Origin of the sequence: Abiotrophia defectiva ATCC 49176, assembly GCF_037041345.1 — a bacterium.
Classification (GTDB): domain Bacteria; phylum Bacillota; class Bacilli; order Lactobacillales; family Aerococcaceae; genus Abiotrophia.
This window is the reverse complement of record NZ_CP146287.1, coordinates 1293333-1318763: the sequence shown is the minus strand read 5'-3', so window position 1 is coordinate 1318763 and position 25431 is coordinate 1293333. Positions and strand designations below refer to the sequence as shown.

The following is a 25431-nucleotide window of genomic DNA, read 5'->3' as shown; positions in this document are numbered from 1 at the left end:
GGGCAGGCAGAGACAGTGGATGTCTTTAACCAAATTAGTCATTTAGCCTGGCCGGAAATTCTCAACCGGCTCTGGCAATTCTTCCTAGTAACGGTCATCTTTTGGCTGGGGAGAGGCTTGGTCAATCGCTTTTTCGAATCCAAATTGCGCCACAAGGTCTTCCAGGTAGCACCTAAGACTTCACCTCAAAGACTCCAGACCATTTGGACCATTACTAAGAATGCTATTAACTATGCCTTTTATTTCTTCTATGTCTATGCTGTTCTAGGTATCCTAGGTTTTCCAGTTTCAACCTTAGTAGCCGGGGCCGGGATTGCCGGGGTAGCCGTCGGGTTAGGGATCAAGGACTTCATTACCGATGTGGTCAATGGCTTCTTCATTATTTTGGAGGGACAATACGAAGTAGGCGAAGAAGTCAAAATCGGGGACATTCGAGGCAAGGTCCAGACGGTGGGAATTCGGACGACCATTATCCAGGGGACCAGTGGCAATCGCTACTATATTCCAAATGGAGATATTAGTATTGTCAATAACCTTAGTCGGGAGAACCGCCAAATCGTCATTGATTTACCCATTACGGACCAGACCCAGCTGGAAGACTTGGCCCATCAGGTTCAAGTCATAACGGAGGGGCTGAGCCAGGACTATGCAGAGGATTTAACAGCTGAACCGGTTATTAGCGGTGTGGTCAAGGATACGACCACAGGGAAATTTTATTATCAGATTTCCTTCTATGTGACCAACGGTGCTCAGGGGCGGTTGACAGGGGCATTTTATTTCCGCTATTTGACTCAGCTTCAACAGGCTGGGATTCATCTCTTGGATTAAGTGCTTACCTTGTTCTCCTCTTAGAATCGTGGTATGATAAGAATAGTAAAGTTTAACGTGAAAGGATTTGAGGCAGAATGGAATGGACAAGCATTGCGGCCTTGATTGCGGCGCTAGCCTTTGCGCTATTAGTCCTCTTTCTGTGTTGGACCTTAATTGGTTTCAACAAAATCATGAAAGAAGTTAAGCAAACGGTGGTCGAGGTCAATGATTCCATCAAAATCATTACCAAAGATGTGGACCAACTCTCAATTGAAGTGGAAGGACTTCTTAATAAGTCCAATAGCTTGGTTGACGATCTGAATGGCAAGTTAGCACAAACTGACCCGCTCTTCAAGGCCGTAGGCGATTTGGGGACTTCAGTCAGTGGCGTACAGGCTTCTACTCGTAAGGTGACCCAATCCTTCAAGGCAGGCCACTTCTTAAAACGTGTGACACCTTTTGGCAACCGTAAGCAAGAAGCAGAAGCTAAGGCGTCAGCAGCAGCGGCGGGTGTCAAACCGACGACGCCTACAGCTGACAAGCCTAAGCCTAAGGCGACCGGATCACAGTTGGATTACCTAATCCAGAAGAAACCGTCACACACGGCGGGCGAAATTACACTAAAGAAATGAGGTATGTAGCATGTCAAGAAAATCAGGATTTTTTGCAGGTTTAGTATGGGGGAGCCTTGTAGGGGCTGCCGTAGCCCTCTTGTATGCCCCAAAGGCAGGGAAAGAATTGCGGGAGGACTTGACTGAGCGTGCTCATGAATACAAGGACTTAGCAGGTGAACGTTTTGTTGAATATCGCGACCTCGCCTTAGAACGGGCAGGGGAGTACCGCGATTTAGCAGTCGAAAAAGGGGTTAACTTCTATGATGCGGCTAACAGCAAGACGGAAGAAATCCGGGTGAGCTTAGCTAAATCAGCCCAAGAACTCAAGGACCAATTAGTTCACGCGACCTTCCCTTCAAAACAAGAGGAAGTAGCGGAAGATGCTGAGACGGTTATTACGGAGTTCAAGGAAGCCTTAGAACAACAAGCTAACCAAGCAGAAGAAGCCTAAGAATTGATAACTGGAAACGGCGATATCGTTTCCAGTTTTTTGATGGGTAAAAATCCTGATAAGAAAGCGTTTTGAAATACAAAATGGCAATTGAAAGCCCCCCTGACATATGGTACACTTAGCAAAGGAATAATCCATCAGCACCAGACGGTGTGATTTTTCATTATAAAAAGGAGTTATGTAATATGTCATTAGGCGTACGTTTATTTGCAGAATTTTTAGCCACTGCCATGTTAATCGTCTTAGGTAACGGGGCTGTTGCCAACGTTGACTTAAAAGGCACCAAAGCGGGTAGCGGTGAAGGGGCTCACGGTTGGAACCTGATTGCGATCGGTTATGGTTTTGCGGTTATGATGCCAGCTATGATCTTCGGTCACGTCAGCGGTAACCACATCAACCCAGCTTTCACCCTCGGTTTGGCTATCAATGGTAACTTCCCATGGGCAGAAGTTGTGCCTTACATTGTGGCTCAATTCTTAGGGGCAATGTTCGGTCAACTCTTAGTAGTGGCAATGTACAAGCCTTACTATGATCAAACAACCAACCAAGCTCACATCTTGGGGACTTTCTCAACGGCTAACGCTGCTAACAGCCATTTGAACGGTTTTGTGGGCGAATTTATTGGTTCTTTCATCCTCTTCTTCGCAGCAGTAGGGATTACCAAAGGGCAAATGTTCGCTAACAACCCAGGTTTGGCTCACTTAGCGCTTGGTTTCTTGGTATGGGCTTTGGTTATCGCAGTCGGTGGGCCAACCGGTCCAGCCCTCAACCCAGCGCGTGACTTAGGTCCACGTTTGGTTCACCAATTCTTACCACTTAAGAACAAAGGGGACTCTAACTGGTCTTACGCTTGGGTACCAGTACTTGCGCCAATCTGTGCTGCCATTTTAGCAGTCTTTGTATTCAACACTTTCTTCTTAGTAAAATAAAGACCATTCTAGAGGCTGGGATTATCCTAGCCTCTTTGCTTATCTAGAAATTGGTCGACCTTAGTGGGTTGCTTACTTAAGCACTCTTTGCCTAGCTGGGAGTGACTCCCGTTAGGCTTCGTGGTATAATGAAGGTGGAGGTGTCTTATGAGTGAAATTAGCCGTTGGATTGAAGCCTGTGAAGAATGTCAATCCCTGGACCAAGTGAATAGTGTCTTAGAAGGAGCACTCCTAGAGGCACCAGATGATGCCCAAACCTATCAGGGACTGCTAGATTTATCGGATTACTTTGCTAAGCGGGGCTATCGGGAGTGGCAAGTCTGGCTCTTAGACCAGCTCTATCAGCTGACTCATAAGAAAAAGGTTGCTTATTACCTGGCCAAGGCCTGCTTTCAGCTAGCAGACTACCCCAGTGCCTATGAATGGCTCAGCCGGGCCAAGACAGACCAAGCCGTCTTTCTTGTCCAATGGTTAGAGGCTCAGATTCTCTTTGAACTGGGGCAAGTGAAGGCCTGCCAGAAGGTATTACAGGACTTAATTCAAACCTATCCGACTCGATTTGAGCCCTATCAACTGCTAGCTCAAGTCAAGATTGAAGAGGGGGACTATAGCAAGGCCAAGGACTACTATCAAGTCTTGCTAGACTACTTTTCAGATAAGGTGGACCGAGCTTTGATTCGGCAACGGCTTCTGGCTTTAGCTTTAGAAGATGAGATGATTCAACTAGAATGGATTCAATCCCTAGTAAGTTGGGAAGACCTGCCACTGGTTAGTGCTGAAGATTACTACCTCTTGGCCTTGGCCTATCAAAAGGCGGGGCATCTGGCTCTCGCTTATGAGGCTGCTCAACAAGCTCTTGCCCTGGACTCAGATTCTGTGGACATTCATTACTTAGCGGCAGAATTGGCTTTGGGCCTGGGACACCAAGCTAGCTTGAGGGAAAATCTTGACTGGCTCTTTCAAGTGACTCTGGCAGATGATGGACGAATAGCGGATTATCTGGCCTTATGCCAGGCCATTGACTATCTGACACCAACCATTAAGGACAAGTTGCTGGATGCCTATCTGCTCCAAGAAGATGAGGACTTGACCTATGCCATTGCCACTTATCTGATTGCTTGGCTAGGTCAGCACGAGGGCGCCCAGGCAGCCTTAGAGGTCTTAGATAGCATGGCGCCTGACTTCCCAGATCCCGAGTATCTGTCTTGTCTCTATGCACCGCTCTATGCTGAACTAAACCAGCGGGATCAGGCTCAAGCCGCCTATCAAGAGGCCTTGGACCTGATGGCGGGAGACCAGGATTTTTGGTTACAAGCCCGTCAGTATTTTGAGGCTTGGGGCTTAGACCGAGAAGTCGCTACTTTAGACCGGATTTTGGCGGAAGCAGACCAGGAGTCTCAGGATATAGAGGTGTAAAGATAAGTCCAGGAAAGGAGAACACACTGTGATTAATAAGCATCAACGTAAACGTCAGTTTATTGCTTGGCTCTTGCAGCATTATCGGCATGCCAACCCAACGGTTAATTATTTTTTAGAGTTTTTAATGGTTCAGCCTGATTATATTCAATATGTTGAGTTCTCGGATCAAGTCGAATATGCCAGTCACGGTGTCTATATCTCCTATGTGGAGCAGACGGCAGTGCCTTTCCGTTACTATAAGGAAGGCAAATCCTACAGTTCTTGTGAGCAGGCTTTCCATGATTTGAGACTTAATACTCAGGGCGTGCAACCCGTTACTTTTTACATCGAACTTAATATCCCTGACTATGTAGCGACCCTCTACCGCTATGATCTCTTTACTCAACCGGATTATTTACCTGAAGACAGTGCCTTTTTGGATCAATTGGAAATGGGATTGACTCAGGTTACCCGCCAAGTCAGACGAAAGCAATTGAAGGAGCAGGTCGACCTAGCTTTAGATCAGGGAGCTTTTGATATCGTCAATCAACTATTAAATCAACTGGAGGAACTAGAAGGGCATGACCAAGACTATTAATCTCAATAATCCCTTGTTTCAGACGGCCATGCCCCTCCTAGAAGCCATTGAGTCTCATGGTTATGAGGCTTATTTTGTTGGTGGCTGCGTGCGTGATGCCCTCTTAGGCAAGGAAATTCATGATATTGACATTGCAACCAGTGCGACACCGGATGAAATCCAAGGGATTTTTCCGGTCACTTTTGATGTGGGCAAGAAGCACGGGACCATTGTAGTGGTCTACAAGAAAGAAAACTATGAAATTACCACCTTCCGAACGGAGGGGACCTATAGTGATCGGCGCCGGCCTGACCAGGTGAACTTTGTTCGCAATTTACGCGAGGATACGCTGAGACGGGACTTCACCATTAATGCCTTGGCCTTGGACCGTTTGGGCAGGGTCTATGACTACCATGGTGGGGAGCAGGATCTACAAGCCGGCATTATACGTGCTGTTGGGACTGCCCTGGAACGTTTCGATGAAGATGCTCTGCGTATGATGCGGGCCCTGCGCTTTGCTAGCCAATTAGGCTTTGAGATTGAGTCCCAGACCTTTGAGGCTATTGGACAACTAGCCCCTAACTTATCCTATGTGTCCATTGAACGCATTCGGATTGAGCTCAGTAAGCTCATGCAAGGTGACTATCTAGGGACAAGCTGTAAACCCTTGACTGAATCTGGTCTTTGCGCTTATTTATTGGGCATGGAGCAAGTAGATGCCTTAGCCGTCTGGCGGCAGGTCTATAAGACCCTAGCTGCTCAAATTGCTGCTGGCGTAGCGCGCGATGAACGCTTGGTTTGGTGGGCATTAGTTAAGGCCTTGGGCCTGGACTCTGCTCAGGCGCGAGTCTTTTTACGTGACTGGAAGCACAGCAATCCTTTCATTAAGGACGTCAGCGACTTATTGGACTTAGATCAAGCCTTTGCAGCAGGCCCACTGGATGCCTGGCAACTTTATCAGATGCCAGCCCATGTTTTGGCTATTTATGAGACCTATGCCTATCATCAAGCCTGGTTGAGCCAACCTCATCAACTGACCCAAGCTAAGGCCCAATTGCCGCTTGCCAGTCGGTCGGACTTGGCCATTAATGGGCAAAAGGTCATGGAGGCGCTAGGCTTAAGCCGAGGTAATGCCGGACTTGGTCGCCTACTTTTGGAGCTGGAGCGCCAGGTCGTCATGGGGGATTTGGCTAATGACCCAGCCGGCCTCTTGGCCCAAGCTCAAGCGTTAGGAGCTGATTATCTTGAAAGCTAAAGGACTAAGAATTGCGGTTGTCGATTTAGAGACAACGGGCTCTCACCTAGATCAAGGTGATCAAATTATCCAAATAGGGGCTGTCCTGATTGAAGATGGACAAGTCCTAGCCCAACACAGTATGTTACTCAATCCTGAACGAGACATTCCCACTCATATTACGGCCATCACAGGCATTCAACCAGACCAGGTTCAGGATGCGCCGACCTTTAGCCAGGTGGCAGGCCTCTGGTATGAGCGACTCAAAGATTGTTTCTTTGTGGCCCACAACCTGGGCTTTGACTTGACCTTTTTGCAGGCCAAGTTTGCTGAACAAGGCTTAGACTTTCAGCCACCTGCCTTGGACACTGTCCAGTTAGCTAAAATCTTCCTGCCACAGGCACCAGGTTTTAACTTGCAGGATTTGAGCCAGTTCTTTGGCTTGAACTTCCAAGACGCCCATGATGCCCTGGGGGATGCCCGGATGACGGCCCATTTGTTGGATGTTTTGGCTCATCAGGCAGCGGATTTAGACTATGGGACTAAACTGGCCTTGCAAGCAATTTTTAAGGCTTTGCCTTATCAAGCTAGTCAATTTCTCAACCAAGCTAACAGCTTTTATTGCCAAGTAAGTTGGCCGGAAGGGCAGGGTGACAGTCAATCCCAAGCTAGTCATGCTAGCCTCATTAGCGCCAAGCAAAGAACGGCGGTAGCCTACTGGCAAGAAGCCGGTCAGGATAAATCACCCTTAGTGCTAGAAGCTCAGGCCCGTCAGGACCATCAAGGCTTGGCATTGGCTCTACTCCATGCTTGGCGCCAAGAAGGGGACAAGGCCCTGTTAGTTTTAGAAAATGAGGGTCAAATCAGCCATTGGCAAGCCCTGTGGCAAGAAGTCAGCAGTCAGGAGGCGGGCATTTACCGACCATCCTATCAGTTTGTCGATATGGCCTCGGTCTACCAATTCTGCCATGAATTTGATTTAAGCCGGGCCAACCAACAGGAGCTGACCGTTTTAGCGGCTGCCTTGGTCTGGTTGACTAACAGCCAGTTCGGTTGCTTGGATGAATTGAACTCTGAACTGGATATTAGTCAGATCATGCGGCGCTATGATTTTGTGGCTAAGACGGGTAAGAAGGTGGGCTATCACCGTTACCTGGAGGGGCTTAAAGCCAAAGACTTAGTTTTAATGAGCCAAAAAGATTGGCTGTCCTTAAAGCAAGTCGCTGACAGCCCACTGGCCTTTCTGGGTCAGGCTCGGGTCCTGGTCCTAGATTTAGAGGCCAGTTACCAAGGCCTGGTGGACCAAGAAGGCACTACTCTGGATGCCAGCCAGCTCTTTGTAGAGCTGAAGGCCTTACTAGATCAAGGTCAGGAGGAGGCCCAGCTCGAATCCTGCCTGGCCACTAGCTATGACCTGCTGGAAAGTATGCGGGCAGAGTTTGAAGCCAGTGATTTAGGTAATGCTAGTAATGACTGGTGGACAGCCTGCCTAGTCAAGAGCAGCCCCCGCTATTTGACCGTCATGGCTCAAGTGGCGACTTTAGGACAGCAGCTACAGGACTGGTTAAAAACCGCCAAACTAGGAGCCAAACAAAAACGGACCTACCGCCATCTGGCAACGACCTGTCGACTACTAGCCAAGCAGTCAGAGGGGAGCTATGTCCGACTTCAAGGCCAGGTCAGCAATGGCCAAATCTACCAATTGGCCCTTAGTCGGGTGCCTTTAATTATGACAAACAAGCACCTGCCTCAGCTAAGCCAGTACCAGCAGATCGCCTTCTTGTCGGACGGCCAGTATGACCAGCCTTTAGGCTATGGCCTGGCACGTTTCTGGCAAGTGGGGGCCACTTATTTAAGCCTACCTGAGCAAAGTCAAGTCAGCAATCTGCCCCTCCAGGTGCCACTGGCTTATGCCCAGTCAGGCCAGGGCTATGAAGAAGCCGAGCAATTGCTGGCCTTTATCATGGATTATCTGGCCGAGCAGGGGGCTAGCCACGTCCTAATTCTTGCCAATAACAAGGCCCAAGCTCAGACATACTACCGTCTTCTATGGGAAAGTTCCCTGCTGGAAGAGGGCTACCTGATTTATAGTCAGGGACAAAATGGCAGCCTTAAGAAAATTAAGCGCCGCGCCGAAGCCGATGACAAGGCCATTGTCATTGTACCCAGACGTCTCTTCCTAGAGGAGTCCTTCACCTTGTCAGTCAATCAGCTCTTAGTAGTCTTAGACCGTCTGCCATTTGACTCCTTGACCAATGAGCGGACCCTAGGCCAAAGTCAGGTGCTTGGCTTATCAGACAACCAGGCCTTTGATCAACTGACCCTACCGCAAATGATTTTCCGTCTTAAGAAATTGTTGGCTCAAGTCGCTAGCTCTAGTTGCAAGGCGGACTACTATCTTCTAGATGAACGTGTTTGGACTCGTTATTATAGCCCTAAGGTTGAGGAATACTTGGCGCCCGCCATTGACCTGGTTCCCATCTTACCCAGTCACTAATCCAGCCTAGCCAGCTAGCCAAAAATTCATGCAATTTGGGAGAAATTATGGTATGATAGTACAGATAAGTGGCGACAGGAGGAGTCAAGTATGTTAAACCGTAAAGTGGTCTCAGGACTGACGCTCTTTTTCCTCATCATCTTTCTCATCTTTGCTTGGGTCTTCTATTCAAGCCAAGCCAAATCGCACCAAGCTCAACAGGAAGCTGTGCGATTGATTGAGACGGACTACACTGTCAAAGACGTCAAAAAATTCTACTGGACGACCATTTCTGAGGCTTACTTTGCCTTGGATTTTGTGGATGACAGTGGCCAAGAACGTTATGCGATTGTGAAACGTGAGGGTGGGACCGTTAATTACTACACGCCAAATCAGATTATCTCAGAAGAGGATGCCAAGGCTATTGCCTTAGCAGACAATGAGAATTATAAGATTATGCAGGCGCGTTTGGGCATGATCAAAGACACGCCCGTCTGGGAAATCACCATCAAGAATGATAATAATACCTTGACCTATTATTACCTCAATGCGCAGGATGGGTCCTGGTTACAAAAAATCGAAAATATTTAAGACAAGACTATGGAGGCAGGCAGAATGCAGACAATTACCATGCGTCAAGCAGCAGATTATATCGATCAAACGGTCATCATTAAGGCATGGGTGACCAACAAACGGAGCAGTGGGAAGATTGCCTTCTTACAATTGCGTGATGGCTCCGCTTATTTCCAAGCGATTGTGGTCAAGGCCGATGTCAGTGAAGAAACCTTCGCTTTGGCTAAGGGGCTTAACCAAGAAACCAGTGTGAAGGTAGTCGGTAAGATTCAAGCAGACACTCGTTCAGCTTTAGGTTATGAGCTTTTGGTTCAAGACATTGAAGTGGTTGGTGAAAGTCATGACTACCCAATCACACCAAAAGAACACGGGACTGACTTCTTGATGGACCACCGCCACCTCTGGCTTCGTTCATCTAAGCAACATGCCATTATGCAAATCCGTAACGAAATTATCCGGGCAACCTACGAGTTCATGAACCAAGAAGGCTTGATTAAGGTAGACCCACCAATTTTGACGGGTTCTGCGCCAGAAGGGACCACTGAGCTCTTCCATACCAAGTACTTTGACGAAGATGCCTTCCTTTCCCAGTCTGGTCAGCTCTATCTAGAAGCAGCGGCTATGGCTTTCGGTAAGGTCTTCTCCTTCGGGCCAACCTTCCGGGCTGAAAAATCTAAGACCCGTCGTCACTTGATTGAATTCTGGATGATGGAAGTTGAATTAGCCTTCGTTGAACACGAGGAAAACTTACAATTCCAAGAACGTTATGTGGCTCACCTGGTTCGCAATGTGATTGACCACTGTGGTCTGGCACTTAAGACCTTGAACCGTGATGTGGCAGTCTTGGAACAATACACCAAGTTGCCTTATCCACGTATTAGCTATACGGATGCCATCAAGCTCTTGAATGACAATGGCTTTGATGATATCCAATGGGGCGATGACTTTGGTTCACCACATGAAACCTTCATTGCTAGCCAATATGACCGTCCAATCTTCATCGTCAACTATCCTAAGGCCATTAAGCCATTCTACATGCGCCTTAATGAAGAAGACCCACGCACTGTTCTATGTGCGGATATGATTGCACCAGAAGGTTATGGTGAAATCATTGGGGGTTCTGAACGGATTGTGGACTTTGAGACCTTAGATGAAAATATTAAAGCTTACAACTTAGATCCATCTGCTTATGCTTGGTACCTTGACCTCCGTAAGTATGGCGCTGTGCCACACTCTGGTTTTGGTCTTGGCTTGGAGCGGGCAGTGGCTTGGTTATCAGGGATTGAACATATCCGTGAAACCTCACCATTCCCACGCTTACTCAACCGTATTTACCCATAATAAAAATTCCCATTATATCATATATGATATAATGGGAAATTTTTTTGCTTAGAAAAACCACCTAGCCTACTTACTTAGCTAGGTGGTTGGAGGAGGACGAAAGCTTGAGAAGCTTAAGGGTTGAAGGAAACATGGACGTGGTCGTAGTGGTTGGCTGTGTCTCCACCACGGTCTGGCATCAGGTTCCAGGTATTCGCTGGCCCATAGTAACTATCGTAGTTAGCGTAGAAACGTTGTTTCCAGATAACATAGTTGATGTCATTGCTTTCCATGTCGGACGTAGCGTAGTTGGCAATTTGGTCGCCCAGCTCGGTATTGTCGTTGACCACGAAGTCAACGGCCAAGCCCTTACCATGGTCATCGTTAGAGCCTGGACGGTAGAGGCTGAAGTTAGTGACGCCAAACTTGTCTGCTACTTCTTCCTTGTATTCAGCTACTTTTGGCTGCAAGCCTTGGTTGGCTGGGTTGGCAGCCGCCCGGGCAGCATAGTCAGTTGAAGCTGGCTGCTCTTGAGTCGTTTGGTCTTGAGATGCTTGCTCCTGACTAGTTTGTTCTTGAGCCGTTGGGTTTGCCTCAGCTTGCTGACTAGGACTTTGTGGGCTTTCTTGGCCATCTGTTGGAGCATTGCTTTGATTTACTTCTGTAGGATTGGCAGGCGCAGCGTCAGTTGCATCTTTTTCTGGCTGGTTAGCCTGAGTAGGCGCTTCAGCACGAGCTTCTTCTTGAACGGTCGGTAAGCCTGATTCCTTGACATCGTCGCCGATGACAGGGGCTTGATCAGTATTGGCCTGATTTTGAGGCTGAGCTGGACTTTCTGGCTTAGCAGGTGTTTGAGCTGTCACTGGTTTGTCGAGATTGGTTGGCTTGACTTGGTTATTTGGCGTTTGAGGGCTAGTAGCTGTCGGTTGAGCTGGCGTAACAGCCTCTGGCTGGCCAGGAACTTGGGTGACCGGAGACAAGTCTTGGCTGGCAGCTTCCTGATCTTGGACAGGGCTTTCCTCAACAAGAGCTTGTACTTGCGGGTTAGTTGGGGCAGTCGCCTGGTTTTGATTAAAGTCAACTTGGCTAGTTTGGCCATCAATGGTGATTGTATTTTGAGTCAAGTCAGCCCGAACACTAGGACTTTCTTGATTTTGGTCTGGGGTTTGAATTTCCAGACTAGTCACTTTGTGGTTACTATCTAAGGTAGCCGTTAAAACAGTACCTGGGAAAATCAAATCAGCGTCTGCAATTTCATTAATAGAAACCAAAACTTGAAGGTCGACTTCAAGGGCTTCTGCGATGGCTGAGAGGGTGTCGCCATATTGAACTGTATAGCTGAGTTTGTCAGCTTGCTTGGAAATATCTTCTTTAATTTGGCTGACCGTCCGAGGCGTCCATTGGGAGGATTCTTGGGCTTGAGCTGGAGTCAAGGGGAGTGCGAGTAAAGCCGCTGCTGACGTTAAGAGCAGTGTTCTTTTAAGTGTTAATTTCATAATCACGCTTCCTTTGCTTGTTGATGAAACTATCATAGCATAGAAGTTAGACTAAAAGGCCCATTTTATGGAGACTTAACCCAATCATAGGACATCTGTAATCTCTTTTTTCACATGGGACTGTGCTAGGACTGAGCTGTAATATATGAAATAGCAAAGTAGCCATGCAAGCTAAGATAAGACCTTAAATTTTAGTCTATTTTCCTGGCTTAGGGCTTGATTTTTCCTAGCTTTTATCGTATATTTAGAGACGTGGTCGTTTGTTGCTTTATCGATGTTCGGCTACTTATAACACCCCGGCTCAGTTTAACGAGTCACCAACGTTTTACTTAGCTTGTGGGATACTATATCGGAAAGAGGTGAAACTGAGATGGCATTATCAAAAGAGCGTAAAAATGAAATCATTAAAGCTTATGCTACTCACGAAGGGGACACTGGTTCTCCAGAAGTACAAGTTGCGGTTTTAACTGAAGATATCAATATCTTAACTGACCACATCCGTACTCATAAGAAAGACTATCATTCCTACCGCGGTTTGATGAAGAAAGTTGGGCGTCGTCGCCACTTGCTTTCTTACCTGCGTGAGAAAGATATTCAACGTTACCGTGAATTAATCCAACGTTTAGGTTTACGTCGTTAATTTTGGTAGCAGGGCGGCTACGGCCGCCTTCTTTTTTTAGAGCTTTACCATGGAATATGTGCTAACCAAATAAGAGCCGGGCAGGGCAGCTTGGCCAGTTCTTATTTGATTAGTCATGTTCCATATCAAGGGAGCAATCCCAATTTATAAGGAGGACATTCCATGTCAAACAAACATGTATTTTCTACAACTTTAGCGGGCCGTCCGCTATCTGTGGAAATTGGCGAATTAGCCAAACAAGCCAACGGCGCCGTATTAGTTCGCTACGGTGACACTGTGGTTTTATCTGCAGCCGTTGCATCTAAGAAAGCCGGGACCGGTGACTTCTTCCCGTTAACTGTCCACTACATCGAGAAGATGTATGCGGTCGGTAAAGTCCCAGGGGGCTTCATCAAGCGTGAAGGCCGTCCATCTGAAGCGGCAACCTTAACCAGCCGTTTGATCGACCGTCCATTACGTCCAATGTTCCCAGAAGGCGTTCGTAATGAAATTCAAATTACCAACACCGTTCTATCAGTTGACCAAGACTGCACCCCAGAAATGGCCGCTATGTTAGGGGCTTCCCTGGCCTTAGCTGTGTCAGACATTCCATTTGACGGGCCTGTTGCCGGTGTTAACGTAGGGCGCGTCAATGGGGAGATTGTCATCAACCCAACGGTTGCCCAAGCAGAATTATCTGATATCGAATTAACGGTTGCCGGTACGGCGACTGCCATCAACATGGTGGAATCTTCTGCCAAAGAAGTATCAGAAGCAGATATGTTAGAAGCCTTACTCAAAGGTCATGCTGCCATCAAGGAATTGGTAGCCTTCCAAAATGAAATCGTCGCTCAAATCGGTAAAGAGAAATTCGAGTTTACCTTGGCAGAAGTGGCGCCAGAAGTGGCAGCTCAAGTAGGGGAACGCTACAAGTCTCGCATGATTCAAGCCATCCAAACTCAAGAGAAGAAAGCACGTGAAGCAGCTGTTGACGCTGTTATGGAAGAAGCAACTGAATTCTTTGCAGCAGTATACGCTGACCGTGATGACTATGATCAGCTCATGAAGGACGTATCCACTGCCTTACACGACTTAGAGAAGGACGAAGTTCGTCGTCTCATCACTAAGGAACGTGTTCGTCCAGACGGTCGTCGCATCGATGAAATCCGTCCGTTGAGCTCTTCTGTGGCCCTCTTGCCACGCGTTCATGGTTCGGGTCTCTTTACTCGGGGACAAACCCAAGTCTTGACTGCTGCTACCTTGGCACCGCTCGGTGAGCATCAAGTAATCGATGGTTTAGGCATTGAAGAAGGCAAACGTTTCATCCACCACTACAACTTCCCTAACTTCTCTGTCGGCGAAACAGGTCGTGTGGGTAGCCCAGGTCGTCGTGAAATTGGTCACGGTGCCTTAGGTGAACGCGCCCTCAAACAAGTGATTCCTGCGCCAGAAGATTTCCCATACACCATTCGGTTGGTATCTGAAGTCTTGGAATCTAACGGTTCTTCTTCGCAAGCAAGTATCTGTGCCGGCACTTTGGCCCTCATGGATGCAGGTGTGCCAATTAAGGCGCCAGTAGCAGGGATTGCCATGGGCTTGGTCATGGAAGGGGAAGACTACACCGTCTTAACCGATATTCAAGGTCTGGAAGACCACCTAGGCGATATGGACTTCAAGGTTGCCGGGACAGCTGCCGGGATTACAGCCTTGCAAATGGATATCAAGATTCAAGGGATTACCGAAGCCATCTTAACAGAAGCTTTGACGCAAGCTAAGAAGGCCCGTTTAGAAATCTTGGATGAATTGGTATCTACCTTACCTGAAGCTCGTAAGGAATTGAGCCCATATGCACCTAAGATTGATATCATCCAAATTAACCCAGATAAGATTAAGGTGGTCATCGGTCGTGGTGGGGAAACCATTAACGGTATTATTGACGCAACTGGCGTTAAGATTGATATCGACCAAACGGGTAATGTCTCCATTGCGTCTAGCGACCAAGATATGATTAACAAGGCTCGTCAAATGATTGAAGACTTAGTTCGTGAAGTTGAAGTAGGCCAAGTCTACACTGGTAAAGTTAAGCGCATTGAGAAATTCGGTGCCTTCGTAGAAGTCTTGCCAGGTAAAGATGGTTTGGTTCATATTTCTGAATTGGAACACCGCCGTGTGGCACAAGTCGAAGACGTGCTCAAGATTGGCGATGTCGTAGAGGTCAAAGTCATCGAAATCGACAACCAAGGTCGAATCAACTTGTCTCGTAAGGTCCTCTTACCTAAAGACTAATTCACTATCATCACTCAGGCTAGGAAGATTCTCCTAGCCTTTTTTGTATGCTTACCTCTTTGCCGCAAGCAAACACGAACGTTAAGTTGACAAGTGGTAACAAAGTTCGAATATCCCTTTTATTTGCTAGCCAGGAATCCTATAATAAGGGTAGATAGGACTTAAGAAGCTTTGCTTAGAGAAAGGGTGTTAGTGTGGTAAAAGTAGCAGTCATTATGGGGTCCAAGTCAGATTACGCCACCATGGTCGAAACCTGTCAATTATTGGATCAATTCGGGATTCCTTATGATAAGAAGGTCGTAAGTGCCCATCGGACACCAGATTTGCTGGTTAGCTTTGCTAAAGGGGCAAGACAAGCCGGCTATTCATTGATTATCGCTGCGGCAGGAGGAGCTGCCCATTTACCGGGGATGGTTGCGTCTATGACAACCTTGCCGGTTATTGGTGTGCCCATTAAGTCTTCGACTCTAAGCGGCCTCGATTCCCTCTATTCCATCGTCCAAATGCCCTATGGCGTGCCTGTCAACACCATGGCCATTGGAGTGGCCGGGGCAAAAAATGCGGCCGTCAGTGCCTTGGCTATGTTGGGCATGACGGATCCAAGCTATGCCCAAGTTTATCAAGATTTTAAGTTAGAACAAGAACGCCTAGTATTGGAAGAGATGACACTATGAAGATAATTTTACCCGGCCAAACCATTGGCATTATTGGCGGCGGTCAGCTAGGTCGCATGCTGGCTATGAGCGCTAAGGAAATGGGCTATAAGATCGCCATCCTGGACCCAAGCAAAGAGGCTTGTGCCCGTCACTTTGCTGACACCTTCATCCATGCGGATTTTGATAACCGTAATGGATTAGAGCGCCTCTGCCATATCTCGGATGTCGTGACTTTTGAGTTTGAGAATATTGACAGTGAGCTCCTGGCTGAACTAGAAAAAGACTACCATATTGTACAGAGCGCAAGCCTACTCAAGACCGCGCAACATCGCTTGCTAGAGAAGGAGTTTGCCCGTTCCTTGGGTATCGAAACAGTTGATTACCAGTATGTGGATGGAGACACGACTGGCGTCCAAGTAGACGGCACCTATCTCATGAAGACAGTGCGATTTGGTTATGATGGCAAGGGCCAAAGTCGGATTACAGAGGCTAGTCAGGTTCAACCCTACACCTTGCTAGAACGTCTGGTGCCACTGGATAAGGAAATCTCTGTGGTGGCCTACAAGGATCGGACGGGCATTGGTATCGTGGCAGTCGTTGAAAATGAGCATCGCCATAACATTCTCTACCGGTCCATTGTCCCGACGACAGCAAGTCCAGAACAGGAAGCGCAAGCCATTGATTACACCCGTCGTATTCTAGAGGCGGCTGATTATTATGGTGTCCTAACGGTTGAATTCTTCATTTCCCAGGGGCGCGTCATCTTTAACGAAATGGCGCCACGGGTCCATAATTCGGGCCACATCACCATGCAGTCCGCCAATAAGTCCCAGTTTAGAGCCCATATTGAAGCTATTTGTGGACTAGAAGTTGGGCCCATCCAGAATCAAGCAACTACCCTCTATAACATCCTAGGTCAGGACTTGAGCTACTTCCTCAAGCTGATTCAAGAGCGACCAGCCCACCTACATCTCTATGAGAAGGAACCGCGTCAGGACCGTAAGATTGGCCATATTAATTTCCCAGGACATATTAGATTGGAGGAACCCTTCATTGGATAAGCGAATTTTTGTTGAAAAGCGTGAGCAGTATAGACAGGAAGCTAGCCAACTCATGGATAAGTTGAATAGTGAGTACGGCTTGGGCTTAGAGGACTTACATGTCTATGTTATCTATGATATTTACGGCATCGACTCCGCCACTTATGAGCAAGCTAAGTCTTCTGTCTTCTCGGAAGTCATGATTGACCAAGTCTATGAAGAGATAGACCTTGTGCCTGGCCACTACCTAGCTTATGAAGTCCTGCCAGCCCAATATGATCAACGGGCAGACTCTGCCATACAAGCTATTGCCCTTCTTAATCAGGAAGCCAAAGTCTTGGTTCGTAGTGGTAAACTGGTTACCTTTGACAAGGCCTTAAGCCCTCAAGCCTTAAGCCAAGTAGAAAAATACTTGGTGAACCCAATTGAGGCCCGCATCAAAGACTTGTCAGTCTTGGAATTCTCGCTGGACTCTGAACCCAAGCCACTTAAAGATTTAAGCGGCTTTGGCAACTTTGACGACCAAGAATTACTGGCACTTAAGGCTGATTTGTCTTTGGCCATGAACCTGGAGGATTTACGTTTCATTCAGGGCTATTTTGTCAGCGAAAAACGAGATCCAACTGAGACGGAAATTTATGTCTTGGACTGCTACTGGAGCGACCACTGCCGTCATACCACCTTTGAGACAGTCTTAGATCAAGTCATCATTAATTCCGATAAGTTCCAAGTACAAATGCAGGAAGCCTTTGACTACTATGTAAAAATTCGCGGCGAGTTAGGAATCACCAAGCCTATGACCTTAATGGATATGGCTAGCATCATGGGCAAGTACCATGTTCGGGTTCTTAAAGACCAAGCCATTGAAGTCAGTGAAGAAATCAATGCCTGCTCCTTCTTCGTAACCGTCAATAATCAAGGTCAGGAAGAAGAATGGCTAGTTCAATTTAAGAATGAAACTCACAACCATCCGTCTGAAATTGAGCCTTTCGGGGGTGCTTCAACCTGTATTGGGGGGGCCATCCGCGATCCATTATCGGGTCGTTCCTATGTCTATCAAGCCATGCGGGTCTCCGGTAGCGGCAATATCTTGCAAAAACGGGAAGAGACCCTAGAAGGTAAGCTGCCTCAGGTGACCATTTCGACCGGAACTGCCCATGGTAATTCCTCCTATGGTAACCAAATCGGCCTGGCCACTACCTTTGTCCGCGAGCTCTATGATGATTCTTATGTAGCCAAACATATGGAAGTAGGGGCTGTGGTCGGTGCGGTCAAGGTGGGGAACTACCAACGCCAAAGCCTAGTTCCTGGCGATATTGTGGTTATGATTGGGGGCCGTACAGGGCGCGATGGTATCCAAGGGGCTAGTGGCTCTTCCGTCGAACATACCAGTGATTCCCTAGAGACCGCAGCTAGCCAAGTACAAAAAGGGAACGCTCCTGAAGAACGTAAGTTGCAACGCCTCTTCCGTCGTCCAGAGTTAACCCGATTAATTAAGAAATGTAACGACTTCGGTGCTGGTGGGGTCTGTGTAGCCATTGGTGAATTGGCCGAAGGCATTGAAATTCATTTGGATAAGGTTCTGACTAAGTACCAAGGCTTGAATCCAACTGAACTAGCCATTAGCGAGTCCCAAGAACGCATGGCAGTAGCCATTAATCCAGCAGACTATCAAGCCTTTGTTGACATGTGTCGGGCTGAAAATATTGAGTATGCACATGTTGCTACCATTACAGACCGTCGTCGCCTGGAAATGTTCTATGGCCAAGATAAGGTCGTAGACATGGGAGCTGATTTCCTCGCAACGGCCGGTGTTCGCCAACATGCCAAGGCACGCCTAGTCGATAATGCGGGCGCCAATCCTTTCTTGGCTAAAAAAGTAAGCAAGGAAGCGGTCTTAGCTGAATTAGCTAGTTTGAATGTGACTTGCCAAAAGGGCTTGGCCCAACAATTTGATGCTTCGATTGGTAATAGCACGGTCTTGATGCCATTTGCGGGTAAGCACCAGCTAACGCCTGTTCAAGCCAGTGTCCAAGCACTGCCAACTCTACATTCAACTAGTGACACAGCCACCATCCTAACCTATGGTTTTATTCCTAAAATTTCTCACTATTCCCCATTCTTGTCAGCTATCTATGCCGTACTAGAATCAGTTGCCAAGGTCTATGCCGTCGGCGGGACCAAGGAATCGCTCTACTTCTCCTTCCAGGAATATTTTGAGAAATTAGGCCAAGACCCGGCTAAGTGGGGCAAGGTGACGCAAGCTTTGCTAGGTTCGCTAGTAGCCCAAGAAGCGATTGGACGTCCAAGTATTGGGGGTAAGGACTCCATGTCGGGGACCTTCCATGACTTGAATGTCGTGGAAACCTTGATTTCTTTTGCCTGTGCACCGGTCAAAATTGCCGACGTCATCACCCCAGAACTCAAGGCGGTGGGTAACAAACTTTATCATGTGCCAGTCATTCGCGATGACCAGGGTTATCCAGATTTGGCAGCCACAATGGCAAACTATGAGAAAGTACATGCCCTCATTCAAGAGGGGAGCGTTGTCTCCGCCTATGTCCAAGAAGAGGGCAGCCTAACTGCTTCGCTAGTTAAGATGGCCCTGGGAGCTGGTTTGGGCTTTGAGATTGAGTCTGCCAATGCGCTCAACTTTGATGTAGCTTCCTTAGTGATTGAAAGTACTCGGGAGCTAGCAGACTTCACCTACCTAGGCCAAGTTCAAACAGAGGGCCACTACCAAGTGAATGGTTTAACCTTTAGCAAGGAGGAACTTTACCAAGCCTACACTCAAACCTTAGAAGCAATCTATCCTCTCTACCAAAACCAAGAGGAGGGCGCGACTGAGAATTTGGCGCAAGATGCAGACCAAGTCTATGCCTACCAAGAATATGTGGACCAGGTTCAAGTGGTCATTCCCGTCTTCCCAGGTACCAACTGTGAATACGATAGTGAGCGGGCTTTTGTAGAAGTGGGGGCTAAGGCCCAGTCAGTGGTCATTCGTAACCAAAGACCTGGTGACATTGAAGCCTCTGTCAAAGACTTTGTCGCAGCTGTCAAAGCTAGCCACATTATTTTCTTCCCAGGTGGTTTCTCAAGTGGGGATGAGCCGGATGGTTCAGCTAAATTTATCGTTAACTTCCTCAAACATCCAGAAGTGACAGCTGCCATCCATGCCCATCTGGCTGACAAGAAGTTAATCCTCGGTATCTGTAATGGATTCCAAGCCCTTATTAAGTCAGGCCTCTTGCCATATGGTCAAATCAAAGACCTAACACCTAGCGATTTGACCCTCTATCGCAACGATTCCTACCGTCATGTTTCAACTACAGCCGTGACCCGTGTAGCCACTACTCGTTCGCCTTGGACCCAAGGCTTCCAAGTAGGCCAATTGCACGAAGTGGCCTTTAGCCATGGGGAAGGGAAACTGGTTGGCGAGTCCTTAGAAGCTTTCAAAGATTTGGTAGCTTTCCAATATTGTGACTATGACGGTCAAGCAACGCTAAATGGACGTTTTAATCCTAATGGTTCTCAGCTAGCTATCGAAGGCTTAGTCAGCCCTGATGGCCTGATTCTGGGTAAGATGGGGCACAGCGAACGTTATCATCAAGGACTTTATAAGACCAACACCATTTTAGGTCAGCAATCCATCTTTGCAAATGGGGTTGGCTACTTTAAGGGAGGAAAATAAACCATGAAACTCTTATACGAAGGCAAAGCTAAACAACTCTTTGATACCGGTAATCCTGAAGAAGTCTATGTTCACTACAAGAATAGTGCCACTGCCTTTAACGGTGTTAAGAAGGAAGAATTTGATGACAAGGGAAAACTCAACAATGCCATCACTAGCTTGATATTTACCTATCTAGCTGAGCAAGGCATCCCAACTCATTTTATTAAGCAAGTTAATGAAACCGACCAAGTCTGCCGCCATGTGACCATTATTCCCCTAGAAGTCATTACCCGAAATATCGTGGCAGGCTCCATGGCCAAAAAATATGGGCTAGAAGAAGGGCGCCAATTAGCAAAGCCAGTCTTTGAATTGAGTTATAAGAATGATGCGCTAGGCGATCCTCTTATTAATGACGACCATGCAGTGGCTTTGGAACTAGTGACGGAAGCGGAACTAGCGCAAATTAAAGACTTAACCGCTCGTATTAACCGTGCTTTGCAAGACTTGTTCCTAGCGGCCAACTTGATTTTGGTAGACTTCAAGATTGAGTTTGGTAAGACTAGCGACGGACAGATTATACTAGCCGATGAGATTTCACCTGATACTTGTCGTCTCTGGGATAAGGATACCCGCGACAAGTTAGATAAGGACCGCTTTAGACGCGATCTAGGTGATGTCATGGCAGCCTACAAGGAAGTATTAGGGAGATTAGAAAATGCGCGGAATTAATGAAGAATGTGGGGTGTTCGGGATTTGGAACCATCCCGAAGCTAGCCATGTGACCTACTTTGGTCTCCATAGTCTCCAACACCGTGGCCAGGAAGGGGCTGGGATTGTAGCGGGTTCCAGCCAGGGATTGGATAACCATCGCGGTCACGGTTTGGTGAGTGAGGTCTTTCGTGACGATAGTATTTTGGATCGTCTGTCAGGTGACCGGGCGATTGGCCATGTCCGTTATTCTACCTCTGGTAGCAATCATATTGAAAATGTGCAACCCTTTCTCTTTCATTTCTATGATATGGATTTGGGAATTTGCCATAATGGGAATTTGGTCAATGCTCGCGCATTACGCAAGCACCTTGAAGAGCGGGGGGCCATCTTCCATTCTTCCTCTGATACGGAAGTCTTGGTTCACCTCATTCGCCACAGCCAAGCGGAGACCTTCGAAGGTAAACTTCAAGAGGGCCTTAATCAACTGCGTGGCGGTTTTACCTATCTGATTGTCACCAAGGATGCCCTCTATGGAGCGGTGGACCAGCATGCCTTACGTCCTCTAGTAATTGGCAAGATGAAAAATGGGGCCTATGTTGCTGCCAGTGAAACTTGTGCCATTGATGTGGTTGGGGCAGAGTTCGTCTGCAATATTATGGCCGGTCAATATGTTGTCATCAACGATCAAGGCATTCGGATTGAAGCCTATGCGGCACCTCAAGCGCCTGCTGTAACAGCTATGGAATATGTATATTTTGCTCGACCTGACTCAGTCATTGCCGGTCAGAATGTCCATGCCACCCGCAAACGTGCTGGCCGTCTCCTAGCGCAAGAAGCCCCTGCTCAGGCCGACATGGTAATTGGGGTACCTAATTCATCACTCTCAGCCGCTACCGGCTATGCTGAAGTATCCGGATTGCCCTATGAAATGGGCTTGATTAAGAACCAATACGTTGCCCGGACCTTTATTCAACCTACTCAAGAATTACGGGAGCAAGGGGTTCGCATGAAACTATCTGCCGTTAAATCCATTGTGGGCGGCAAGCGAGTCGTCATGGTAGATGATTCCATCGTGCGGGGGACTACCTCGCGGCGGATTGTCCAATTACTTAAGGAGGCCGGTGCCAAGGAAGTTCATGTGCGGATCGCGGCACCACCTATTCTCTTCCCATCCTTCTACGGCATCGATATGTCGACTTCAGGGGAATTGATTTGCGCCAATCACAGTTTGGAGGAAGTTTGCCAACTTATTAATGCAGATAGCTTGGCCTTTCTCAGTGAAGAAGGGCTCAAAGACGCGATTGGCCTAGAGGCTGAAGGTCCTAATAAGGGCCTCTGCATGGACTGCTTTTCTGCCGACTATGTAGCTGGTCTACACGATTATGAGCAGCAATTCTATGAGTCGCTGACCCCTATCCAACAAGCCTATTTAGCCAAAAAGGAGGCCCAACATGAGTAAACACTATGCAGCCAGTGGCGTGAGCCTTGAAGCCGGTTATGAATCTGTCGAACGCATTAAGAAACATGTAGCCAGAACCAAGAATCTTGGTATGCTAGCCTCCATCGGTAGTTTTGGTGGCTGCTTTGATTTGAGCGCCTATCATTTCAAGAATCCCGTCTTGGTAAGTGGTACCGATGGGGTAGGGACCAAGCTTAAGTTGGCCTTTGAGCTTGATATTCACAACACTATTGGGATTGATGTGGTGGCTATGTGTGTCAACGATATCTTGGCCCAAGGTGCTAAACCACTTTTCTTCCTAGATTATCTTGCGGTAGGTAAGAACTATCCGGAGCAAATCGAAGCCATTGTCAGTGGCGTGGCCGATGGCTGCGTCCAAGCCGGCTGTGCCATTGTAGGTGGTGAGACAGCTGAGATGGCGGGCTTCTATGAAGACGGCGAGTATGACATTGCGGGTTTCTGTGTAGGTGCCCAAGAGAAGGAACTCTTGCTTTCTCCTGAAAACACGCGAGCTGGCCAGGTTGTGGTTGGAGTCCCTTCAAGTGGTGTCCATTCAAATGGTTTTTCGCTGGTTCGTAAGATTATTAGCGACCATGATTTAGACCTCAAGTCAGCCTTTGGTAATTCGACCTTAGGTGAGACCCTCCTAACCCCTACGCGTATCTACGCCAAAGAAGTAGAAGCCGTCATGGCCCAAGTCAAAGTGGCCGGCATTGCCCATATTACAGGGGGTGGCTTCCATGAAAACCTACCTCGTTGCTTGGCATCCGGACTGGGTATGAGCCTTGATAGCAAGGCCTATCAAGTACCAGAAATCTTCCACTATTTGAGTCAAGTAGGACAGGTAGAATGGGAGGAAATGTATCATGTCTTCAATATGGGGGTTGGTCTAGCCTTTGTTCTAGAGTCTGAAGATGTTGAAACCGTCTTGGGCCTCCTGCCAGATGCCTTTGTTTTAGGCCAAGTAACTGACCAAGAAGGGATTGTTATCTCATGACCCAAGCCAAAAAACGCGTTGCGATTTTCGCCTCAGGGACCGGGTCTAATTTTCAAGCCCTAGCCGATGACGACCGACTGAAGGAAGTCATGACCATCAGCAAATTAGTCTGTGATAAGCCTGGCGCGCCGGTTGTGGCCAAGGCCCAAAGCCGTGGCATTGACTGTTTTGTCTTTAGTCCTAAGGAGTATGCTAGCAAGGATGAGTTTGAAGCAGCCATTCTAGAGGCCATTGAGCCAGTTGACCTGATTATCTTGGCTGGCTACATGCGGATTGTTTCTCCTTACCTATTAGAACATTACAAGGGGCCCATGATTAACTTGCATCCTTCCTTGTTGCCAAAATACAAGGGAGTCGATGCCATTGGTCAAGCCTACCGGGCAGGCGATAGTGAAATTGGCATTAGTGTCCACTATGTCAATGAAGAACTAGACAGTGGCCAGGTCATTGCCCAAGCCAGTCTCCAACATCCAAGAGAGGAATCCTTGGAGGATTTAACGCAACGCATTCACGACTTGGAGCATGAACTGTTGCCACAGGTCGTCTATCAATTACTAACCCAAGCATGAGAAGGAGGGCAATATGAGTAAAAAACGTGCCTTATTAAGTGTCAGCGACAAGACGGGCTTACTAGACTTCGCCAAGGGCCTAGTGGCGGCTGGCTATGAGTTAATTAGTACGGGTGGGACGGCCACCTTTCTGAAAGATGCAGGCCTAGAGGTTTTAGATGTAGCCTCTGTCACTGGTTTCCCCGAGATTTTGGAAGGCCGAGTTAAAACGCTGCATCCGGCTATCCATGGTGGACTCTTAGCCAAACGTGACTCTGATTTGCATCGTGAGCAAGTCAGTCAAAATCAAATTGATTATATTGACTTAGTCTGTGTCAACCTCTATCCTTTCGAAGAGACAGTCAAGAAAGCAGGCGTGACGGAAGTAGAAGTGATTGAAAATATCGATATTGGTGGGCCAAGCATGTTGCGCTCAGCAGCCAAAAACCATCAAGATGTGACGGTCGTCTGTGATGTGGCAGACTACCCGGCTGTCTTAGCGGAATTAGCAGAGACTGGACAGGTGTCAGCAGCCACTCGCCGGCGCCTAGCCATCAAGGTTTACCATAGAACGGCGGCCTATGATGCGGCCATTGCGCGATACTTTGATCAAGTCGATCACTTAGTGCCAGATATTTTGACCTTGTCTTACAAGCTAGAGGATAGCTTACGCTATGGTGAGAACCCGCACCAAAAGGCTTGGCACTATGTCAGCGATCAAGCTGAAAGCTATACCCTGCAATCAGCCACTCAACTGCACGGCAAGCAAATGTCCTATAATAACCTTCAAGACGCTAGCGCTGCTTTGGATATCCTCAATGAGTTTCAAGGCCAAACAGCCTGTGTGGTCTTGAAACATATGAACCCTTGTGGGGTAGCGCTAGGGGCCAGTGTCAAGGAAGCCTTCGATAAGGCTTATGAGGCGGATCCTGTCTCTATCTTTGGTGGGATTGTTGCAATCAATGGGGTAGTAGATTTGGCGACCGCAGAGCGATTACATGCCATTTTCTTGGAAATTATCCTAGCTGAAGGCTATGAGGCGGAAGCTTTAGATTTGCTTAAGAAGAAGAAAAATCTGCGTCTCTATCAAATCCCACAAGGTGGCAACTTAGCACAAGCCCAAATTAAGAGTGTGCGGGGCGGTCTCTTGATTCAAGATGCCAATCAAGCCCTAGCAGAAGACTGGCGTCAAGTGACCCATCTGGCCCCAAGTGAGGACCAAAAAGCTGATTTAGAATTTGGTCTTAAGATTGTGAAGCATGTCAAGTCCAACGCCATTGTAGTGGCTAAAAATGGCCAGACACTAGGTATTGGCGCCGGACAAATGAACCGGGTTGGGGCAGCTAAGCTAGCCCTCGAACAGGCTGGCGACAAGGCTAAGGGAGCAGTACTGGCTTCAGATGCCTTCTTCCCAATGCCTGATAGCCTTGAAATTGCAGCTGACTATGGCATCAGCGCAGTGGTGCAACCAGGTGGTTCTATCAAGGACCAAGCCTCCATTGATGTAGCCAATGAGAAAGGTGTGGCCATGGTCTTCTCGATCACACGCCACTTTAAACACTAA

Annotated in this window: 21 protein-coding genes; 20 read left to right on the top strand and 1 reads right to left on the bottom strand. The window is 47.7% G+C overall.

Going from position 1 to position 25431, the window contains the following annotated elements:
* The first annotated feature begins 15 nt into the window (after positions 1–15).
* The 10 genes from V7R82_RS06150 (at position 16) to asnS (ending at position 10403) form a co-directional block, all read left to right on the top strand.
* Positions 16–828 (top strand): mechanosensitive ion channel family protein, encoded by an 813-nt coding sequence (locus tag V7R82_RS06150; protein WP_338541951.1) that lies wholly within the window; start codon positions 16–18, stop codon positions 826–828.
* 77 nt (positions 829–905) lie between these two features.
* Positions 906–1442 (top strand): DUF948 domain-containing protein, encoded by a 537-nt coding sequence (locus tag V7R82_RS06145; RefSeq protein ID WP_311468804.1) that lies wholly within the window; start codon positions 906–908, stop codon positions 1440–1442.
* A 10-nt stretch (positions 1443–1452) separates the two neighbouring features.
* Positions 1453–1875 carry a YtxH domain-containing protein gene (locus V7R82_RS06140; protein ID WP_023390890.1) on the top strand — a complete coding sequence of 141 codons (423 nt, stop codon included), beginning with the start codon at positions 1453–1455 and terminating at the stop codon, positions 1873–1875.
* A 185-nt stretch (positions 1876–2060) separates the two neighbouring features.
* Complete coding sequence (locus tag V7R82_RS06135) at positions 2061–2804, top strand: MIP/aquaporin family protein (protein ID WP_070755373.1); 744 nt, start codon at positions 2061–2063, stop codon at positions 2802–2804.
* 147 nt (positions 2805–2951) lie between these two features.
* Positions 2952–4220: a tetratricopeptide repeat protein gene (locus V7R82_RS06130; RefSeq protein WP_314393603.1), complete on the top strand. Its 1269-nt coding sequence runs from the start codon at positions 2952–2954 to the stop codon at positions 4218–4220.
* A 28-nt stretch (positions 4221–4248) separates the two neighbouring features.
* The gene (locus V7R82_RS06125) at positions 4249–4800 is read left to right on the top strand and encodes a YpiB family protein (protein ID WP_314393604.1); all 552 of its coding nucleotides are present in this window, start codon (positions 4249–4251) and stop codon (positions 4798–4800) included.
* Positions 4784–6034, top strand: a complete 1251-nt coding sequence (locus V7R82_RS06120; protein ID WP_314249318.1) for a CCA tRNA nucleotidyltransferase — start codon at positions 4784–4786, stop codon at positions 6032–6034. Before V7R82_RS06125 ends, V7R82_RS06120 begins: the two co-directional genes overlap by 17 nt.
* Positions 6024–8510, top strand: a complete 2487-nt coding sequence (locus tag V7R82_RS06115; protein WP_338541943.1) for an exonuclease domain-containing protein — start codon at positions 6024–6026, stop codon at positions 8508–8510. The genes V7R82_RS06120 and V7R82_RS06115 overlap by 11 nt, the downstream gene beginning before the upstream one ends.
* A gap of 90 nt (positions 8511–8600) precedes the next feature.
* Positions 8601–9080, top strand: a complete 480-nt coding sequence (locus V7R82_RS06110) for a PepSY domain-containing protein (protein WP_070755377.1) — start codon at positions 8601–8603, stop codon at positions 9078–9080.
* A gap of 24 nt (positions 9081–9104) precedes the next feature.
* On the top strand, positions 9105–10403 hold the full coding sequence (asnS, locus tag V7R82_RS06105) for an asparagine--tRNA ligase (protein ID WP_311468360.1): 1299 nt from the start codon (positions 9105–9107) through the stop codon (positions 10401–10403).
* A gap of 113 nt (positions 10404–10516) precedes the next feature.
* On the opposite strand, the gene V7R82_RS06100 is transcribed toward asnS, so the two are convergent.
* Entirely contained in the window at positions 10517–11878 is a 1362-nt protein-coding gene (locus tag V7R82_RS06100) for a LysM peptidoglycan-binding domain-containing protein (RefSeq protein ID WP_338541938.1), read from the bottom strand.
* Between the two features lie 370 nt (positions 11879–12248).
* Here V7R82_RS06100 and rpsO point away from each other — a divergent pair, with 370 nt between their 5' ends.
* The 10 genes from rpsO to purH all read left to right on the top strand — a co-directional run bounded on the left by rpsO (position 12249) and on the right by purH (position 25431).
* A complete protein-coding gene (gene rpsO, locus V7R82_RS06095) occupies positions 12249–12518 on the top strand; it encodes a 30S ribosomal protein S15 (protein WP_023390881.1) in 270 nt (89 codons plus the stop codon).
* Between the two features lie 162 nt (positions 12519–12680).
* Positions 12681–14783, top strand: a complete 2103-nt coding sequence (gene pnp / locus V7R82_RS06090) for a polyribonucleotide nucleotidyltransferase (protein WP_023390880.1) — start codon at positions 12681–12683, stop codon at positions 14781–14783.
* A 215-nt stretch (positions 14784–14998) separates the two neighbouring features.
* Entirely contained in the window at positions 14999–15457 is a 459-nt protein-coding gene (purE, locus tag V7R82_RS06085; RefSeq protein ID WP_023390879.1) for a 5-(carboxyamino)imidazole ribonucleotide mutase, read from the top strand.
* Entirely contained in the window at positions 15454–16500 is a 1047-nt protein-coding gene (locus tag V7R82_RS06080) for a 5-(carboxyamino)imidazole ribonucleotide synthase (RefSeq protein WP_338541936.1), read from the top strand. The genes purE and V7R82_RS06080 overlap by 4 nt, the downstream gene beginning before the upstream one ends.
* A complete protein-coding gene (locus tag V7R82_RS06075; RefSeq protein ID WP_338541934.1) occupies positions 16493–20170 on the top strand; it encodes a phosphoribosylformylglycinamidine synthase in 3678 nt (1225 codons plus the stop codon). Before V7R82_RS06080 ends, V7R82_RS06075 begins: the two co-directional genes overlap by 8 nt.
* Before the next feature lie 3 nt (positions 20171–20173).
* Complete coding sequence (gene purC / locus V7R82_RS06070; RefSeq protein WP_303765034.1) at positions 20174–20881, top strand: phosphoribosylaminoimidazolesuccinocarboxamide synthase; 708 nt, start codon at positions 20174–20176, stop codon at positions 20879–20881.
* The gene (gene purF / locus V7R82_RS06065) at positions 20868–22322 is read left to right on the top strand and encodes an amidophosphoribosyltransferase (protein ID WP_314179919.1); all 1455 of its coding nucleotides are present in this window, start codon (positions 20868–20870) and stop codon (positions 22320–22322) included. The genes purC and purF overlap by 14 nt, the downstream gene beginning before the upstream one ends.
* On the top strand, positions 22315–23319 hold the full coding sequence (gene purM, locus V7R82_RS06060) for a phosphoribosylformylglycinamidine cyclo-ligase (RefSeq protein ID WP_314062872.1): 1005 nt from the start codon (positions 22315–22317) through the stop codon (positions 23317–23319). The genes purF and purM overlap by 8 nt, the downstream gene beginning before the upstream one ends.
* The gene (gene purN, locus V7R82_RS06055; RefSeq protein ID WP_314062875.1) at positions 23316–23888 is read left to right on the top strand and encodes a phosphoribosylglycinamide formyltransferase; all 573 of its coding nucleotides are present in this window, start codon (positions 23316–23318) and stop codon (positions 23886–23888) included. Before purM ends, purN begins: the two co-directional genes overlap by 4 nt.
* A gap of 13 nt (positions 23889–23901) precedes the next feature.
* Positions 23902–25431, top strand: a complete 1530-nt coding sequence (purH, locus tag V7R82_RS06050; protein ID WP_338541930.1) for a bifunctional phosphoribosylaminoimidazolecarboxamide formyltransferase/IMP cyclohydrolase — start codon at positions 23902–23904, stop codon at positions 25429–25431.

What these genes read in the sequence shown, in the direction of transcription:
- V7R82_RS06080 (WP_338541936.1), top strand. Translation starts at nt 15,454, where the DNA reads ATGAAGATAATTTTACCCGGCCAAACCATTGGCATTATTGGCGGCGGT.
- asnS (WP_311468360.1), top strand. Translation starts at nt 9,105, where the DNA reads ATGCAGACAATTACCATGCGTCAAGCAGCAGATTATATCGATCAAACG.
- pnp (WP_023390880.1), top strand. Translation starts at nt 12,681, where the DNA reads ATGTCAAACAAACATGTATTTTCTACAACTTTAGCGGGCCGTCCGCTA.
- purH (WP_338541930.1), top strand. Translation starts at nt 23,902, where the DNA reads ATGAGTAAAAAACGTGCCTTATTAAGTGTCAGCGACAAGACGGGCTTA.
- V7R82_RS06145 (WP_311468804.1), top strand. Translation starts at nt 906, where the DNA reads ATGGAATGGACAAGCATTGCGGCCTTGATTGCGGCGCTAGCCTTTGCG.
- V7R82_RS06140 (WP_023390890.1), top strand. Translation starts at nt 1,453, where the DNA reads ATGTCAAGAAAATCAGGATTTTTTGCAGGTTTAGTATGGGGGAGCCTT.
- purC (WP_303765034.1), top strand. Translation starts at nt 20,174, where the DNA reads ATGAAACTCTTATACGAAGGCAAAGCTAAACAACTCTTTGATACCGGT.
- V7R82_RS06110 (WP_070755377.1), top strand. Translation starts at nt 8,601, where the DNA reads ATGTTAAACCGTAAAGTGGTCTCAGGACTGACGCTCTTTTTCCTCATC.
- V7R82_RS06135 (WP_070755373.1), top strand. Translation starts at nt 2,061, where the DNA reads ATGTCATTAGGCGTACGTTTATTTGCAGAATTTTTAGCCACTGCCATG.
- purN (WP_314062875.1), top strand. Translation starts at nt 23,316, where the DNA reads ATGACCCAAGCCAAAAAACGCGTTGCGATTTTCGCCTCAGGGACCGGG.
- V7R82_RS06100 (WP_338541938.1), bottom strand. Translation starts at nt 11,878, where the DNA reads ATGAAATTAACACTTAAAAGAACACTGCTCTTAACGTCAGCAGCGGCT.
- purF (WP_314179919.1), top strand. Translation starts at nt 20,868, where the DNA reads ATGCGCGGAATTAATGAAGAATGTGGGGTGTTCGGGATTTGGAACCAT.
- V7R82_RS06130 (WP_314393603.1), top strand. Translation starts at nt 2,952, where the DNA reads ATGAGTGAAATTAGCCGTTGGATTGAAGCCTGTGAAGAATGTCAATCC.
- rpsO (WP_023390881.1), top strand. Translation starts at nt 12,249, where the DNA reads ATGGCATTATCAAAAGAGCGTAAAAATGAAATCATTAAAGCTTATGCT.
- purM (WP_314062872.1), top strand. Translation starts at nt 22,315, where the DNA reads ATGAGTAAACACTATGCAGCCAGTGGCGTGAGCCTTGAAGCCGGTTAT.
- purE (WP_023390879.1), top strand. Translation starts at nt 14,999, where the DNA reads ATGGGGTCCAAGTCAGATTACGCCACCATGGTCGAAACCTGTCAATTA.
- V7R82_RS06120 (WP_314249318.1), top strand. Translation starts at nt 4,784, where the DNA reads ATGACCAAGACTATTAATCTCAATAATCCCTTGTTTCAGACGGCCATG.